Source organism: Streptomyces sp. NBC_00104 (genome assembly GCF_045160825.1).
Lineage (GTDB): Bacteria > Actinomycetota > Actinomycetes > Streptomycetales > Streptomycetaceae > Streptomyces.
Genome location: NZ_CP108215.1, coordinates 9,336,999 through 9,352,001, shown reverse-complemented (window position 1 = coordinate 9,352,001; position 15,003 = coordinate 9,336,999). Strand labels below are relative to the sequence as shown.

General features: G+C 70.3%; 16 protein-coding genes and 1 pseudogene. 9 read left to right on the top strand and 8 right to left on the bottom strand.

What is annotated here, in order from left to right; genetic code table 11:
* The first annotated feature begins 87 nt into the window (after positions 1-87).
* Entirely contained in the window at positions 88-915 is an 828-nt protein-coding gene (locus OG272_RS40910; RefSeq protein WP_326574682.1) for a CDP-alcohol phosphatidyltransferase family protein, read from the top strand.
* A 98-nt stretch (positions 916-1,013) separates the two neighbouring features.
* Here the strand turns inward: OG272_RS40910 and OG272_RS40905 are convergent.
* Positions 1,014-1,272, bottom strand: a pseudogene (locus OG272_RS40905) (zinc-binding dehydrogenase); the annotation flags it as partial.
* Positions 1,273-1,440: 168 nt separating this feature from the next.
* On the bottom strand, positions 1,441-2,487 hold the full coding sequence (locus OG272_RS40900; protein ID WP_405895725.1) for a LacI family DNA-binding transcriptional regulator: 1,047 nt from the start codon (positions 2,485-2,487) through the stop codon (positions 1,441-1,443).
* Positions 2,488-2,687: 200 nt separating this feature from the next.
* On the opposite strand from OG272_RS40900, the gene OG272_RS40895 reads away from it, so the two are divergent.
* Both OG272_RS40895 and OG272_RS40890 read left to right on the top strand, forming a co-directional pair.
* Positions 2,688-3,449, top strand: coding sequence for an SDR family oxidoreductase (locus tag OG272_RS40895; RefSeq protein ID WP_327726870.1), 762 nt, complete (start codon positions 2,688-2,690; stop codon positions 3,447-3,449).
* Between the two features lie 55 nt (positions 3,450-3,504).
* Complete coding sequence (locus OG272_RS40890) at positions 3,505-4,515, top strand: Gfo/Idh/MocA family oxidoreductase (RefSeq protein WP_327726871.1); 1,011 nt, start codon at positions 3,505-3,507, stop codon at positions 4,513-4,515.
* A gap of 240 nt (positions 4,516-4,755) precedes the next feature.
* Here OG272_RS40890 and OG272_RS40885 read toward each other — a convergent pair whose 3' ends face one another.
* Both OG272_RS40885 and OG272_RS40880 read right to left on the bottom strand, forming a co-directional pair.
* Complete coding sequence (locus OG272_RS40885; protein ID WP_405895724.1) at positions 4,756-5,841, bottom strand: DNA helicase; 1,086 nt, start codon at positions 5,839-5,841, stop codon at positions 4,756-4,758.
* The gene (locus tag OG272_RS40880; RefSeq protein WP_405895723.1) at positions 5,838-6,122 is read right to left on the bottom strand and encodes a hypothetical protein; all 285 of its coding nucleotides are present in this window, start codon (positions 6,120-6,122) and stop codon (positions 5,838-5,840) included. Before OG272_RS40880 ends, OG272_RS40885 begins: the two co-directional genes overlap by 4 nt.
* 142 nt (positions 6,123-6,264) lie before the next feature.
* On the opposite strand from OG272_RS40880, the gene OG272_RS40875 reads away from it, so the two are divergent.
* Together OG272_RS40875 and OG272_RS40870 are read left to right on the top strand one after the other, a co-directional pair.
* On the top strand, positions 6,265-6,408 hold the full coding sequence (locus tag OG272_RS40875) for a hypothetical protein (protein ID WP_327726873.1): 144 nt from the start codon (positions 6,265-6,267) through the stop codon (positions 6,406-6,408).
* On the top strand, positions 6,405-6,641 hold the full coding sequence (locus OG272_RS40870; RefSeq protein WP_327726874.1) for a hypothetical protein: 237 nt from the start codon (positions 6,405-6,407) through the stop codon (positions 6,639-6,641). The genes OG272_RS40875 and OG272_RS40870 overlap by 4 nt, the downstream gene beginning before the upstream one ends.
* 928 nt (positions 6,642-7,569) lie before the next feature.
* Here OG272_RS40870 and OG272_RS40865 read toward each other — a convergent pair.
* Positions 7,570-8,331 (bottom strand): GNAT family N-acetyltransferase, encoded by a 762-nt coding sequence (locus OG272_RS40865; protein ID WP_405895722.1) that lies wholly within the window; start codon positions 8,329-8,331, stop codon positions 7,570-7,572.
* Positions 8,332-8,702: 371 nt separating this feature from the next.
* Here OG272_RS40865 and OG272_RS40860 point away from each other — a divergent pair, with 371 nt between their 5' ends.
* The gene (locus OG272_RS40860; protein ID WP_405896120.1) at positions 8,703-9,356 is read left to right on the top strand and encodes a class I SAM-dependent methyltransferase; all 654 of its coding nucleotides are present in this window, start codon (positions 8,703-8,705) and stop codon (positions 9,354-9,356) included.
* 301 nt (positions 9,357-9,657) lie between these two features.
* Here OG272_RS40860 and OG272_RS40855 read toward each other — a convergent pair whose 3' ends face one another.
* On the bottom strand, positions 9,658-10,233 hold the full coding sequence (locus OG272_RS40855; protein WP_327726877.1) for a TetR/AcrR family transcriptional regulator: 576 nt from the start codon (positions 10,231-10,233) through the stop codon (positions 9,658-9,660).
* A gap of 101 nt (positions 10,234-10,334) precedes the next feature.
* On the opposite strand from OG272_RS40855, the gene OG272_RS40850 reads away from it, so the two are divergent.
* Positions 10,335-11,186, top strand: a complete 852-nt coding sequence (locus tag OG272_RS40850; protein ID WP_326574703.1) for an SDR family oxidoreductase — start codon at positions 10,335-10,337, stop codon at positions 11,184-11,186.
* Positions 11,187-11,507: 321 nt separating this feature from the next.
* Here the strand turns inward: OG272_RS40850 and OG272_RS40845 are convergent, their stop codons facing one another.
* Entirely contained in the window at positions 11,508-12,869 is a 1,362-nt protein-coding gene (locus OG272_RS40845) for an endonuclease domain-containing protein (protein WP_405895721.1), read from the bottom strand.
* Positions 12,870-13,167: 298 nt separating this feature from the next.
* On the opposite strand from OG272_RS40845, the gene OG272_RS40840 reads away from it, so the two are divergent.
* Positions 13,168-14,154 (top strand): hypothetical protein, encoded by a 987-nt coding sequence (locus OG272_RS40840; protein WP_327726879.1) that lies wholly within the window; start codon positions 13,168-13,170, stop codon positions 14,152-14,154.
* Positions 14,144-14,578, top strand: coding sequence for a hypothetical protein (locus OG272_RS40835; RefSeq protein WP_327726880.1), 435 nt, complete (start codon positions 14,144-14,146; stop codon positions 14,576-14,578). Before OG272_RS40840 ends, OG272_RS40835 begins: the two co-directional genes overlap by 11 nt.
* A gap of 140 nt (positions 14,579-14,718) precedes the next feature.
* Here the strand turns inward: OG272_RS40835 and OG272_RS40830 are convergent, their stop codons facing one another.
* Positions 14,719-14,946 (bottom strand): hypothetical protein, encoded by a 228-nt coding sequence (locus OG272_RS40830; protein ID WP_327726881.1) that lies wholly within the window; start codon positions 14,944-14,946, stop codon positions 14,719-14,721.
* Positions 14,947-15,003 lie beyond the last annotated feature (57 nt).

Sequence of the window (15,003 nt, the reverse complement as noted above, 5' to 3'; positions counted from 1 at the left end):
CGAGCGGTTCGCCACGTACGCAGCGGTGGGAGTCGCGGACACGGTACGCGGCGATGATCCACTTGTCACACGTTCGGAAGGTATGCGGTGGCCCTGATCAACACATACGACGGCCGACTGTTGCTGTCGGAGACGACGGTGGGCGCGGGTGCCCAGGTGCTGCTCCTCGCCTACCTGGGAACGGCGATCGGACTGGGCCCGGCGGGCTGGCTGACCGGGCTGGCCTTCGGGCTCGCCACCTGGGCCGTCCTCAACCGCGCGCTGCTGCGCACCCGGACCCGCACCTTCGGCCCCGCCAACCGCGTCACCCTCGGGCGGGCGATACTCGTCGGCGCCGTCACCGCCCTGGTGGCCGACTCCTTCGAGAGCTCGCCGCCCGTCTCGCTCTTCGTCGGCCTGACCGCCGTGGCCCTGATCCTCGACGGTGTCGACGGCAAGGTGGCCCGGCGCACGAACACCTCGACCGCGCTGGGCGCCCGCTTCGACATGGAGGTCGACGCGTTCCTGATCCTGGTGCTGAGCGTGTACGTCTCCATGTCGATGGGTCCGTGGGTGCTGCTGATCGGTCTCATGCGGTACGTCTTCGTCGTCGCCGCCAAGGTCATGCCGTGGCTCAACAACTCCCTCCCGCACAGCATGGCCCGCAAGACGGTCGCCGCGGTCCAGGGTGTCTTCCTGCTGGTCGCCGCCTCCGGTCTGCTGCCGTACGCGGCGGGCTTCGGCCTGGTCGCGCTGGCGCTGGGCTCGCTGCTCTGGTCGTTCGGGCGGGACATCGCCTGGCTGTTCCGCAACCGGGAGGGCCGGGACGCGCTGACGACGGCCCCGGCGACCGTGACCGAGACGGTGACCGTCGCCGTGTCCGTGTCCGTGGAGGCCCCCGCCGAGCGCCGGACGGCCGAGCTCGTCACGAGCTGACCGTCTCTGCCGGCGGCGCCCGCCCGCCGCGAGCCGATCCGGCGCGGGGCCCGGCTCAGGGGCCCCACGACCAGAGGAAGCGCGGCAGGGACGCGGCGAACGGTGAGGACGACCCTCCCGGTCGTCCGGCAGCCGGTCTCCCCGTGGGCGTGCGCCTCGGCCACCTCCGCGAGCGGGAAAGTCCCGTCGACCACCGCGAAGTCGGTGCTCCGGTAGTCGATCAGCTCGTCCGCGCCCGGCTCACGCGGCAGCTCGTGCTTGCTCATGCCGACGGTGCCGATGACGTACGCGCCGCGCGCCTGGGCGATCTGCAGGGCGAGGTGTCCCCACTCCCCCGGCGGCGGTGTGGATCAGGACGCCCACCGCCACCTCCTGGACTCCACCGACCTCCCGTTCGACGAGATCGCCGGCCACCTCGGCTCCGCCACGGGCACGTCCCTGCGCAAGCACCTGCACGCGCAACCGGAGTACGACCGCCGACGTAGCGGCGTACGTGACGGGCGGCGGCCGACGTTCCCTCCCCGGCTAGGGGGTGACGGCCCCGGCCCCGGCCCCCGGTGGCATGTTGTACGGCGTCACCACCTGGATCGCCGACGGCAGGAACGGGCCCTCGTCGGGGAGGGCCTGGCGGGCGCGCATGATGGCCTGGCAGGCGCGGCGCACGTCCTGCCGGAGGTCGTGGTGGAGCACGGCGGAGAGCCGGTGTTCGCGCAGCAGTCGGGTGTTGTCGTGGTCGAGGTCGTGGGCGACGAAGACGTGCGGCTCCCGGCCGAGCGCGGCGAAGGCGTCGAGTGTCGCGGTGTTGCCGCCGCCGATGGAGTAGACGGCGGCGATCCCCGGCTCCCGCTTCAGCGCGTCGAGGACCAGGTCCCGCTGCGTGGCGTCGAGGCCGTCGCTGTCGGTGACCTCGACGAGCGTCCGCCCCGGCGCGACCGCCCGCATCACCCCGCGGAACCCCATCTCGCGCTCCTCCTCGTTGCGGTAGAAACTGCGGCTTATCGTCACCAGGACGGCGCCCGGCCGGTCGCCCAGCCACTGCCGGAGCAGATACGCGGCGGTCGCCCCGGCGGCCCGGTTGTCGATGCCGACGTACGCGCCGCGCGGGCTGTTCGGCAGGTCCGTCACGAAGGTGACCACCGGGACCCCGGCCGCGACCAGCCGTTCGACGGCGGCGGTGACCTCCGGGACGTCCGGCGCCTTGAGGATCACGCCCTGCGAGCCGCGCCGCCCGATCCGGTCGAGCACCCGGACCATCTCCGAGGCCGACCCCGTCTCCCGGAAGTGGAAGCGCGACCGCACGACCGCCGGGTGCAAGGACGGCAGCTCGGCCTCCAGCGCCTCCCGCACCGCCGTGGAGAAGCGTTCCGGGGTCTGCATCACGATGTCGACCATGAACGTACGGCCGCCGATGCGCACCTGCGTCCGCTGCCGGTCCAGGTCCTTGACGGCCTGGTGCACCTCACGGGCGGTGCTCTCCCGCACCCCGCCCCGGCCGTTGAGGACCCGGTCGACCGTGGCCTGGCTCAGCCCGGCCTGCCGGGCGATCTCCCGGATCGTGTAGGGGTGCGCCATGGCGATGTGTCCTGGATCTCGATGGTGGGCGACGGTGAACCAGTTGATGGGTTTTTGATGGCTCGCTGCGGGTTGTACGAGGGACCCCGCGCCCCAAGACTGACAGAGGCGGAGGCGCTGTGGAAGCCATGAAAGGCCCTACGCCCAGCCCGCCACAGGCCCCGGCACGACCCGCCGGAGCCGATCGAAAGGAAAAACCCATGGCACTACTGGAGGACAAAGTCGTCCTCGTCAACGGCGGCAGCCAGGGCGTCGGCGCGGGCGTCGTCCGGGCGGCCCTGCGCGAGGGCGCGACCGTCGCCTTCACCGGCCGCCGAGCCGAGGTCGGCGAGCGGCTCGCGGCGGACACCGGCGCGACGTTCGTCCAAGCGGACCTGACGGACCCGGCGCAGGTGCGTGGCGCCGTGGAGCGGGTGATCGCCGCACACGGCCGGGTCGACAGCCTCGTCAACGCGGCCGGCCTGACCTCACGCGGCTCGCTCCTCGACACCTCGCCCGAACTGTTCGACGCGCACATCGCGATCAACCTGCGCGCCCCCTTCTTCGCCATGCAGGCCGTGGTCGAGCACCTGGTGTCCCGCACGGCGCCCGGCACGATCGTCAACATCGGCTCGAACTGCGCGCACGGCGGCCCGCCGCACCTGGCCCCGTACTCCGCCGCGAAGGCCGGCCTCGCGGGACTCACCCGCAACGCCGCCCACGCCCACCGCTGGGACCGCGTCCGGATCAACGACCTCAACATCGGCTGGACGGAGACCGAGGGCGAGGACGCGATCCAGCGCGAGTTCCACGACGCGGACGACGACTGGCGGGAACGGGCCGCCGCGGGCCTCCCGATGGGCAAGCTCGGCCAGGTCGACGAGATCGCCGACTTCGTGGTCTTCCTCCTGTCCGACCGCAGCGGCGTGGTCACCGGTTCGGTGATCGACTGGGACCAGAACGTCGTCGGCGCCTCGGACTGACCACTGACCTGCCTGTCAACCTGGTTCATCTGCACTTTCGAAAGGGACACTCGTCATGCGCATTGGCATCCTGGGGCTGGGCCGCATCGGCGCCTTCCACGCCGGGACTCTCGCCGGGCTGGACGTCGTGGAACAGCTGGTGGTCTCCGACCCGCTGGCCGCGGCCGCCGCCTCCGCCGCCGAGAAGTACGGCGCCACCGTGGCCGACTCGCCCGAGGCCGTCTTCGCCTCCGGCATCGACGGGGTCGTGATCACCGCCGCCACCGACGCGCATCCGGGACTGATCCTGGCCGCCGTCGAGGCGGGCATCCCGGTGTTCTGCGAGAAGCCGGTGGCGAAGACGGTGGAGGAGAGCCTCACCGTGCTGCGTGCCGTGCGCGACAGTGGCATCGAGGCCCAGATCGGCTTCAACCGCCGCTTCGACGCGGGCTGTGTGGCCGCCCGCGAGGCCGTCCTCAGCGGTGAGCTGGGCGCGCTGCACACCGTACGGTCGACCACCCTCGACCCCGCCCCGCCGCCGGCGGCCTATGTCGCGGTGTCGGGCGGCATCTTCCGGGACTGCGCGGTGCACGACTTCGACGTGGTGCGCTGGGTGACGGGCCGCGAGGTCGTCGAGGTGTACGCGACGGGCGGCAACAAGGGTGCGGAGTACATCAAGGAGGCGGGTGACGTCGACACCGCGTCCGCGCTCCTCACCTTCGACGACGGCACCATCGGCGTCATCTCCAACACCCGCCACAACGCCCGGGGTTACGACGTCCGTCTGGAGGTCCACGGCATGAAGGACAGCATCGCCGCCGGCCTCGACACCCAGCTCCCGCTGCGCTCCGCCGAGCCGGGCGTGACCTTCCCCGCCGGTCCCCCGCACACCTTCTTCATGGACCGATTCGCCCCCGCCTACCGCGCCGAACTCACCGCGTTCACCGAGGTCGTCGCCGGCACCCGCACCTCCCCCTGCACGGTCGCCGACGCCCTGGAGGCCAGCTGGATCGCCGAGGCGGCGACCCTGTCGGTGGCGGAGCACCGGCCGGTGCGGCTGGACGAGGTGCGGGGGGCGGCCGCCTAGGCACGGGCCGAGCACGCCTCGACGCACCCCTGCCGCGAGCCCTCTCCCTGCAGGGAGAGGGCTCGCGGCAGGGGTGGGCGGGTACTACGAGCATCGCTCCAAGCGGGCGGCGCCCCCGAAGCCCGGGCCAGGTCGGGCAGGGTCGCCGCTCACCATGGTGCGGCACGGGCCCAGGCCCCATAACTCCGCACAGCGGTTCTCCACATTCCACCGCCGGGCGAGGACTTCCCGATGGGTCCGTCACCCACGCAACAACACACCCGACCCCACTTGCGCCATCAAGGGCGGTTCCACATCCCCTTCGTACGCGAGATGGAGTTCGCTGCGCGCACGTGTGGCAAGCACGTAGTAGGTCATGCGCAGCGCGGCCGACGTGGGATCGGCTGCCGAGTCGGCGTGCGTGTCGGGGATGACCACCGTGTCGAACCCCAGCCCTTTGGCGCTCCTGCGGTGGACGAGCACGATGCCGGGACGCCCGAGGTCCAGCGTGCGGTAACGGCCGTCCCTCGCGTCGGAGGTGTACAGCTGCGGTTTGAGCCGCGGTGCTCTGCGCTTCAGGGTGCCGAGCAACGAGAACTGGGTGTGCTTCGAGTGGACGATGACGCCGATGCTCCGTCCCGGATGCCTTTCCGCCAGCAGGACCAGCAGGTCGGCGGCGCCTCGTTCGGGCAGGTGATGAAGTCTCGGCGGGGGTCCCTGCCGGTCGGGAAGCGGAGGGGAGCCGGCTCCCGTGTGGAAGTGGGCCGCGAGAGACGCGATCTGGTACGTGTTGCGATGGTTGCCATCGATCTGGTACAGGCCGCACCGGCCGAGGCGCCCGGCGATCTCGGCGAGTGTGGAGTTCGTGTCGGCCAACCGCTGGCACTCGTCCGCGTACACCGTCATCCGTGCTCCCAGGAGTCGGCACAGGCGATAGAACTCGGGCGGCAGGTCCTGGCCCTCGTCCACGACCAGGGTGAGTCCCGGGACCGGCCCGCCCTCCACGGCTCGTTCGAAGAGCGCGGGCCAGTCGAACCATCCGTCGTCGCACTTCGGGGGCGTGCCGCCGTACCACTCGGCGAGCCAGGTGTGCGCGGTCCTCACGCGCACGCTTCGGTCCGCCGGGCCCAGCGTGTGCACGGCCCCGGCCAGTGACTGGCGCAGGAGATTCGAGTAGGTCAGCAGCACCGTCGGGGTGCCGGTGAGGGCGAGCATGACGGCCCGTTGGACCGCCAGGAGACTCTTGCCGCTGCCGGGCGGGCCGCTGATCAGGTGATGACCGTCGAAGGGCAGTCCGTCGAGGCTGGAGCGCTGCTCCGTGGTGAGGTCGAGGTAGGTGAGTGTCACGTCTCCTCCAGGGCGTCGGCGGCTGCGGAACGGGCAGCGGCGACGATGGACTCCAGATAGCCCGGCACGTGCTCACCGCCGACGACGAGGGCACGGTCGAGGAGGGTGTTGCCGGTCTCACAGCTGGTCTCGGGCAGCAGGGCACAGGCGTGGCAGGCCGCCCGGTTGAGGTTGCCGAATCCCTGACCTGTGTGTTCGGCGCACAGTGGGTCGGCCGAGCACCAGGCGGCGGCCTCCGTCATCCGCAGCAGCGTCTCGGCCGGTGTGTTCGCGCCCGGCACGGGCAGGCGCCGCGCGGCCGGGCGCGCCGTCTGCCTAACCCCCGCGCGTATGCCGGAGACGCCCCGCCCGCCTGCGCCTTGGCCTCCGGTGCGGCGGTCGCCGTACGGCCTCGAAGAGCCGTTGCCCGGCGAGGCGACGACCGTGGTCCGACCGTATGTCGTTCTCGCTGAGCGGGAGGGTGAGCGGGCACGGCAGCAGCAGCGCCGTGTCGTCATGGTCATGGCCGCCGACTTCGGCATCGACCTTGACCGGCATGTGGTCGGCGCTGAGGCGGTGGCCCGATGAGCGAGCGGAGCGAGCGCCCCGAGACCGTCCCGGGTGGGACGCGCGTGCCCGTGCGTATGTGTGTGCGCTGCTGTGCGATCACCGAAACGCCGGTCGTCGTCTCCGAGGTGCACCAGGGTTCCGGTCCCGGCTTCACGGTGTACGCGTGCCGGGACTGCGCCCCGCACTTCCCGCCCGTGCCTGATGTCCTGTCGCTGCCGCCCGCGTCCCACCGCGGCGGTGGCGAGCGGTGAGCCGCGGGCACACGGTGAGAGTCCCGCCCCTCGGCCACGGCCCGGTGCACGAAGCGTGCCGTGAGACGCGTGACGGACGTGTTCCGGCCCGGGGCGGTCGGCTTCCTGCCGATGCGGCACTGCACGCCCCCTGCCACACGTCGGGGGATGAACGGTGAAGGCCGGAACCCCTCCCGAACCGGGCAAGTCCCGCATAACCATCAGCACCTACCGCCTCGATGACGACGGGCGCCGGGTCAGCGTGGCTGCGACTGCGTACGCCCCCGGCACAGCCACGCTCCAGCCGGTGTCCCTCGTGTGGCCCCCGTGCCGCTGCCCGCGCTGCCGGACCGGCCACGGTCCACTCGGCCGGTAGCGGCTCCCGCAGACGGCCCGTGGACGGCGCCCACCCGCGAGGCACGCCAAGTAGCCCCGGCCGGCCGTTCGGCTGAGGGGGCACGGGCCACGGCCCCCAGAGCTCAACTCGGCTCTGGGGGCCGTGTGCTGCCCGGCCAGAGCAAGGAACCACAGTGCACAGGCCCGCGAGGACCGTGGTTGTGGCCGGGATGGCCCGCTGCCGGCTGTCCCGTTGCTACGGTCGCCCGTATGACGCTCTCGGTACCTTCGGCGCGTGCCGTCGACTTGCGGGTTGAACTGGTTGACGACGTTCTTGATCGCGTGGAGCGGTCCCTGCAGGTCCACTTGGATCAGGGCACGGTTGTCCGCAAACGGTGTCTCTAAGCACTTCTTTGGGCTCCGCTGCACCGAGTTCCTTTGGCTCCATGGGCAGGCTCGAGGGGGCGTGCGGGGAGGGTGTTCGCGCCCCTGTAGCAAGGTGATTCGGCCCCACTTCGATCGGGTGGTTCCGCTGGCCGGGACGGTTATCTGGCCGCCAGTGATCACTCCGCGTGAGCGGGCTGGCGTTGGCTTGCCAGGTGGAGCCCTGGCCTCACCGGGCCACGATGTGCGCCGCCCCGAACAGGCGCTTGGCCATGCCGAGGCGTTCATACGTGGCGATGGCCGGCGCGTTACCGGTGAGCACCATGAGCGCGGCGCGGCCGTGCTGGTTGACGAGGGCGTCCACGACGAAGCCGGACACGGCCCGCGCAAGACCGCGTCCGCGGGCGGCGGGGTGGGTGACCACCCCGCCCATGAACCCGCACCCGGCCGCGGACCACGCGTCCGCCGCCACCGCTAGCGGCTCCGCCCCGACGCTGCTGTCCACCTCGCCGACGACCCCGGCCCAGCGGCGCATGCCCGCGCGTCCCGGCTGCGCGTAGGAGTCAGGGAAGAAGCGGTCGAACAGCGAGGTCGCCTCCTTCTCCTCGCGGGCGTTCAGCCATCGCACGCCTGCGGCGGCGGCACCGGATGGGGACGTGGCCTCCATCCAGAAGAAGTTGTGGACCGGCGCCAGGTTGGGCAGCTGCCGCACCAGCGCATCGATCAAGGCAGCTTCCCCCAGGACTCGGTAGGACGGGCCGATCTCCTCCAGGATCCGCCGCACCAACACGGCCACGTCGGTGCCGTCGCCCTTGACCGCAAGCCGGTCCTGTTGAGGGTTCGGGCTCGCCACCGCCAGCGCCGCGCCGTGGCACCAGGCCCGTACCCCCGGCCCCAGGCCGTCACCGCCTTGTCCCTGGGCGGCCCAGACCGGATGTCCGTCGCCGGCTGCGGCCTGCTCGATATCGCTGAGCCGTGCAAGTTCCTCCATACGCCGTGCTTACCAGGCGTTCTCGGAGGCCCGCTGTGACCCAGCCCTCATCGATCACCGACTGTGATCACGTATCTGGCCGTACCTGGGGAATGTGAAGTGGCCGCCGACAGCCAAGTGGAGCCAGATCAACTTCTCACTCCGCGGAGCCACTTCACCCCCGTGCACTGGAGACCAAACAGGTGCTTACAAACAAACGGTGCTCCCAGGGCTGGGCGATCGACGAGGAGCTGTGGGCCATCGACGGCACGGACTGCTCACCGTGCGACGACAAGGTCCCCGACAGCCACTGGCCCCGACTACAGTCGCCCCCGCCCTCACGGCTCCCCGAGGGCGGGGGCTCCCGCATCCCGACGACCAGAGGAACAGCTGTGCCCGTGCCGCACGACATCGCCGCCGAGACCGAACTGTGGGACGCGTACGCCGAGTCCGCGTTCAAGGACGACGCCGAGCCGTCGTTCTGCTGGACCCAGTACGCCGGCCACGGCCCCGGTCCCGAACTCCTCGGCAGCCCGGAGACCGTGCTCGAGATCGGATGCGGCACCGGCCGCGCTCTCGCCCACCTCGCACAGCAAGGCGTCAAGGCCACCGGGGTCGATCTGTCGCCGCGCATGGTGGCGCTCGCGGGCGAGAAGTGGGCGCCGCTCGGGGTGCGGATCGAGCCGGGAGAGATCGTCGATTGGCTCGCCGCCGACGAGGGGCGGTACGACGCCGTGTACTCCATCTTCGGCGCGGCCTGGTTCACCGACCCGTCCTGCCTCTTCCCCCTCGTCCACAAGCACCTCGTCCCGGGCGGCGTCTTCGTGTTCTCCCAGCCGCCGGCCATCCCGGGCGCCTACGGGCCGCAGGGCATGTACAAGGGCGGGTTCGCGGGGAAGGCCATGTTCACGTACCGGTACAGCTACAAGCCCGCCGTGTGGGAGCGGCACCTGTTCCGGGCTGGTTTCACGTCCGCTGAGGCGATGGTGGTGGATGCCCCGAAAGCCGGGCACATCGGCACGCTCGTCGTCCAGGCCCGCGCCTGACAGTCGCGGCACGGCCCCGGCCGGGATCCTCCGTAGCCGACCGGGGCCACTTCATGGCCCACGGAACGCGGGAGTTGACCGTGCGCGCGGAGTTGAGCCAGCCGACTTTGGCGAGGATCGAGCGTTCACCCCGGTGTGAACGCTGGCGCCTTCTGCATGAGTTCCGGTAAGAACTCCTAACGGAATGCGCTCAGAACTCGGTGCGCGGCATGTGTCCAGAACCTCGTGAGTGCCGACGGAGCCACTCGATGAACTGACCGTGGCTGCGCTCGCGTTGGTGTGCCGGTCCGGGAGCTCGGGTTCAGCTCGCGGTCGAGTCCTTGGTCAGCGCGTCCATGAAGAGGTCGACGAGCGGACGGGCTTGCTCTTCGGTGCCGTGCTGCACGGAATAGGCGATGCCACCCATGAGGAGTAGGACATTGTCCGGGGCGACGTCCGTGCGCAGGCTTCCGTCTCGGGCGCCGGCCGCGAGGAGGCTGGCGACGGCGTCGGTAAGGAGTGCGCGGCTGTCGGAATATGGATCGATGCCGGAGGCGATGACCGCGTTGAGGGCTTCGGACATTCCGCTCTTTGCCGTGGCGTAGCGGATGAAGTGTTCCATCCACATCCGGGTGGCCTCGGCGGCCGGGTGCTGGGTGAGAAGGTCGTTCACCTTCTCGCACACCTGGGTGAGTTGACGCCGGTAGGCGGCGTCGATGAGGACTTCCCGAGTCGGGAAGTGCCGGTAGAGCGTTCCGACACCGACGCCCGCCTGCTTGGCGATGGCGGCAGGCGCGGTGCCCAGCCCCTGCTCGGCGAAGGCCTGCGCGGCGACCTCCAGCAGGCGCTCCCGGTTCTGCAGCGCGTCACTCCTGGTGCGGCGGGGCGTGGCGGGCATGCGGGTTCCTTCGGTGTCGGTCTCCAGTTGCTTTCCGGAATCCGTTCCGCTTAGCTTTAAACGGAACAGATTCCGGTATCACTCTACTTCAGGAGACCCCCATGCCCGCTCCCTCCGACAAGGCCTCACGTCACTGGTTCGTCACCGGAGCCTCCGGTGGACTGGGCCGCCATCTCACCGAGCACGCCCTCCGGAACGGCGACCGCGTTACGGCGACGGTCCGCCGCCCGGCAGCTCTGGAAGACCTGCGCGAGACACACGGCGACCGGCTGGCTGTCGAGATCCTCGACCTCACGCGGCCGGCCGATGTGGACAAGGTGGTCGGCAGGACGCTCCGGTCCGGGCCGGTGGACATTGTGGTCAACAATGCCGGATACGCGGTTGTGGGCGCCGCCGAGGAAATGACCGTCGAGCAGATTCGCGACCAGATCGAGGTGCTCCTGCTCGCGCCGATGGTGATCACCCGCGCCTTCCTGCAGCCGATGCGCGAGCAGGGCGGTGGCCGGATCATCCAGATCTCCAGCGTGGGCGGCCAGGTCGGTATCCCCACTCACAGCTCCTATCACGCGGGCAAGTGGGGGCTGGAGGGCTTCACCGAGAGCGTCAGCCGCGAGGTCTCCGACTTCAACATTCACCTCACTCTGGTCGAGCCCGGCGCCACCCGCACAGGCTTCGCTTCGGCCCTGCAATACACCACCGAAACGACCGTCTACCGCGACAATGCCGTCGGCCAGACCCGGCACTACCTGGAAACCGCAGACGAGAGCGTCTTCACCGGCGATCCGGCCAAGCTCGCCGCCGCCATTTACGACACCACCCGCCACCCGAGCCCGCCACTGCGCCTGACTCTCGGCTCCGACACCTATAGCGCAATCCACGCGGCACTCACCGAACGTCTCACCGCGCTCGAGACCCAGAAGGATCTCGCTGAATCTGTCGCCTTCACCCACTGATCCGCCCCACCGGCACGACCCGTCAGGAAATCTCGCCGCCATTACGGCCTTGCGCATCTCTGCAACTTCGACGTCCGGAAGTCCGGCACGTCGCTCGATCACCGCCCACAGCTCGTCTTCGGCTTCCCACGGCTTCGGCCGCGCCACCGCACACCCCCAGGTCGTCAGTCCCGGAGTGATCCAACCAGCTCGAAGATCATTTCGTTAGGAGTTCTAAGAGTTCTGCCGCGCGTTTCGCCAGACGTGCGGGGTGACGTGTCGGGGGCCGGTAACTGCGGGGTGACGTTGGGGTGTTGGGGCGTCAGGCCTCCCGGTGCCCGCTCAGAACAGTGCCAGGCCCTCGCCGCTGGTGTCCGCGATGACTGGCCGGGACTGGGCGGGGAGGTCGTCCACGCGGTCGGGACCGGCCGCGGCGGCCACGGCGGGGGCCGTCTCGGCCAACCAGACGCGAAACCGCTCGACGGCTTCGCGGTAGGGGACGCGCGCCAAGACGCGGTGCTCGCCGGAGGGGCAGCAGTCGACGGCGACCGTGAGCAGGCAGGAACGGGGCGTGTTCTGACTGCCCGTCCAGGACACGCGCAGAACACCGCAGGGTGTGCGCCCGCGGGGGGCTCGGTGGGTCGGGCGCAGCGATCGGCAGGCTATGTGGGCGGTCCATGCGGCGAGGTGCGGCAGGGGCAGGGTGGCGCGGGCGCGGCAGCCGGGGCAGCGGTGCCAGTGGCGGAGCCAGCCGTCGGTGTCGGTGTGGAAGAGGCGTGTGTAGCGGTTCGCCACCCGGATGTCGTTGCTGTACAGGTGGTCGGGACGTTCCAGTGTGTTGCAGGACTGGCAGACGGGGGCGCGGACGTAGCCGTGTTCGTGGCAGTGGTCGAGCACCGTGGCGGGCGCGGTGCGGCAGACGGCGCACGCCCACCCGGCCACCCTGCGGGAGGTACCGGGCTTCCTGGTGAGCACCGAGTACAGCTGGCCTTCCAGCTCTGCGTTGTACGGGCGCGGTGAGGCGGTGGGGCCCTCGGGGCTCGTCGTCTGCCGACCGTCGACGTCTCGCCGACCGTCGGCGTCTCGGGCCCGCCGGGGGTGGGAGGGCGGCCCGGTGGCGGCTGCGCCTGCCCGGCGGGTCCGCGCGGCCTGCACCCGCTGCGCTTCGGCGTGCTCGGCCGCGTCGAGCAGCCTGACCATGGCGCGCGGCAGCCACCACGTGCGCTGTGTCCCGTCGCGGGTCTGCTCCACGAGCATCTGTCGCCAGTCGATCCCCGCCAGATGGTACGGCCGGCCGAGGTCACGTCGTGCTGCCCGCTCGGGGCCGCCCACCTCCCGCAGTTCCCCCGTGATGCGCCGGCGCCAACGCAGCGGCGTCTCCTCGTCGCACTCCTGCCTCGGCGCCCCACGAAACGGACCGATGCGAACCAGGTCCTGCCGGTCCATTCCCACCGCGTTCAGTTCCGCGGCCGCCCGGCGCACGTCACCCTCCGGGACACTCCACTGACCGCCGCTCGCCCTCAGCGTCGCCACCACATGGCCGCCGAGCAGGACGTACCCCACCCGGGCATGGGCAGGAGAGCGGGTGAATGCCCCAGAAGCCGTCGGCACAGCACTGTCGGCCGTCAGATGGACCCACAGAGCGTCCGCGGCACCCAGGGTGATCAGGCCGTCCGTGCGACCGGGCATGACACGCTCCGACATACCCACAGGCTAACGGCGCCGACGCGGCAACGGGCTTCCAGGCGCCGACCGTTGGGGCGTGGAGCCGTACCCGCCGAGCGGCAGGACCGCCTGGGCTGACACCCCAGCGCGTACACAAATTCGGATCCCCGGAAATCGCGCAAGCGCGTTGACGCCGTTAACAAGCTACCGTCATGCTTGAGGCGCCAACAACGCGCATCGATAGCACGCGTGGCCCCTTCCGCCGCACCCAGCAACGGGAACAGAGCGGTTGAACTTACTGGTTCGCGCAGGGTCATGGGTCATTGAGGGGGAGATCGTGCCATTCTTCATACCAGTCCTACTCATCGGTGTCGGTGTGGCGACCGGTGGTAGCGGGGCCATCCTCGGCGGCAAAGGCTTCCACGACCTGAAGCGTTCGAGGGAGCGGCTCAAGGAGGCGGGCCAGGGCTACGAGCGACGCCGAGCCCAGACCGAGGACGAACTGGCGGCGACGAACACCGCCCTTGAGGCGCTGGGGGAACAGCAGAGGCAGGCGTTCACCGATGTCGTCGTACGCATGGGCGACTTCCTGCGTCGCCACGAGCGGCAGGTGCGCGAGAGCGAGCGGCTGCTGGTGGAGGGCGTCGACGCCACCATGACCAAGATCCCCGGGCTTCGCGGCCTCGATGTCGACGCGGTGGGATGGATCGGTGGGGCTCTCGGATCCGCGGCGGCAGGAGCGGGCGCAGGTGCTGGGATCACGGCGGCAGCGAGCAGCTTCGGAGTCGCGAGTACCGGAGTGGCGATCTCGGGCTTGACGGGCGCCGCGGCCGAAAGTGCGGCCCTCGCCTTCCTGGGTGGTGGGTCGCTTGCATCAGGTGGCGGCGGGATGGCCCTGGGAGCCACGGCGCTCAACTTCGTCACCATCGGTCCCGCGCTGCTCGTCGGTGGACTGGTCGTCAAGGGCCAAGGCACGAAGGCGCTCACCCGGGCGAGGGAGTTCGAGGCGCAGATCGCCGTGGCAATGGCTGAGCTCGACGAGACGGACGCCCGCCTGAAGGGCGTCGACGCCCGCGCCGCGGAACTGCGCGGGCTTCTCACGGACCTCACCTTCCGAGTGCTCGACGCGCTGGAGCTTCTGGAGTCCGAGCCGTTCGATCCACCGAGGCACGCCGCGCGCTTCCAGCGGGCCATGACACTGACCATGGCGGTCCGCGACGTGGCTGCGACTCCGATTGTCGACAGTGAAGGCAAGTTGGACGAGCGCAGCGCAAGCCTCACCATCAGATACAGACCCTTGACCGAGGAGACTCATGATGGCTGACCGGCCCAAGGTGCATGTAGGCAAGGTCGTCAACGCGGCCAAGGGCTCCGTTCGTGCGATGGACGGCTTCGCCGCGTTGAACCAGATTGTCGACGCCGCCCGAGAGTGCATCCACGTTCACGAGGTTGAGAGCACCAAGAGAGCCCGGCTGGAGGCCTACGAAGCCACGGAAGTCGCTCGGATCCGGGCCGCTGAAGCCGTCCTCAAGGAGTACTTCGCACAGGCATTCGCGGAACGACGCAACCTCTACGAGGAGATGTTCGCCCGGCTGGACAGAGCACTCGACGAGGGCAACGGCGAAGTGCTGCACACCGTCGTGCGGGGGATCGTCGACATCGCCAAGAGCTCGCCGCTCGCGGACATCGGAGACCTCTCTCAGGTCCGGGCGGCACTGGACGACCCGGATCAAGTATGGGAGCTCTGACCGCAACGAGTTAAGAGATGACACCGCTGCCGGGACACGAGCCGTTCCGGCAGCGGCGCAGGTCTCCAGGTACACATCACCACGAACGGCTTCCGGAGCTCATCCCTTGACGGGTCAGTGACGGAGCCCTGCGGCGGCGACTACGCCGGCCGATACACGGCCTGGTCCAGGTCCGGCCTCACGATCACACTGTCCTGGGCGAGCTCGCGCAGGTTGCGGCGGGCCTCCTTGCCCGCGGCTTCGTCGTCCGTCGGCCGGTACCCGGCGACTCGTAGAGCCAGTACGGCACGTTCGGTGTCCCAGGTGCCTCCCAGCGCCTGGATCACCGCGGCGAGCGCCTGCTTGTGCGTCAGCGGCTTCTCAGTCATCTCACCCTCCCCTTCCGAAAACCGCCACAGCATGACACACGGCGGCAGGGCTCCTCC

Excerpts from the sequence above, each read along its gene's own strand:
- OG272_RS40855 (WP_327726877.1), bottom strand. The coding sequence starts at position 10,233 with ATGCCCGCCACGCCCCGCCGCACCAGGAGTGACGCGCTGCAGAACCGG.
- OG272_RS40890 (WP_327726871.1), top strand. The coding sequence starts at position 3,505 with ATGCGCATTGGCATCCTGGGGCTGGGCCGCATCGGCGCCTTCCACGCC.
- OG272_RS40900 (WP_405895725.1), bottom strand. The coding sequence starts at position 2,487 with ATGGCGCACCCCTACACGATCCGGGAGATCGCCCGGCAGGCCGGGCTG.
- OG272_RS40870 (WP_327726874.1), top strand. The coding sequence starts at position 6,405 with ATGAGCGAGCGGAGCGAGCGCCCCGAGACCGTCCCGGGTGGGACGCGC.
- OG272_RS40895 (WP_327726870.1), top strand. The coding sequence starts at position 2,688 with ATGGCACTACTGGAGGACAAAGTCGTCCTCGTCAACGGCGGCAGCCAG.
- OG272_RS40865 (WP_405895722.1), bottom strand. The coding sequence starts at position 8,331 with ATGGAGGAACTTGCACGGCTCAGCGATATCGAGCAGGCCGCAGCCGGC.
- OG272_RS40835 (WP_327726880.1), top strand. The coding sequence starts at position 14,144 with ATGATGGCTGACCGGCCCAAGGTGCATGTAGGCAAGGTCGTCAACGCG.
- OG272_RS40830 (WP_327726881.1), bottom strand. The coding sequence starts at position 14,946 with ATGACTGAGAAGCCGCTGACGCACAAGCAGGCGCTCGCCGCGGTGATC.
- OG272_RS40850 (WP_326574703.1), top strand. The coding sequence starts at position 10,335 with ATGCCCGCTCCCTCCGACAAGGCCTCACGTCACTGGTTCGTCACCGGA.
- OG272_RS40845 (WP_405895721.1), bottom strand. The coding sequence starts at position 12,869 with ATGTCGGAGCGTGTCATGCCCGGTCGCACGGACGGCCTGATCACCCTG.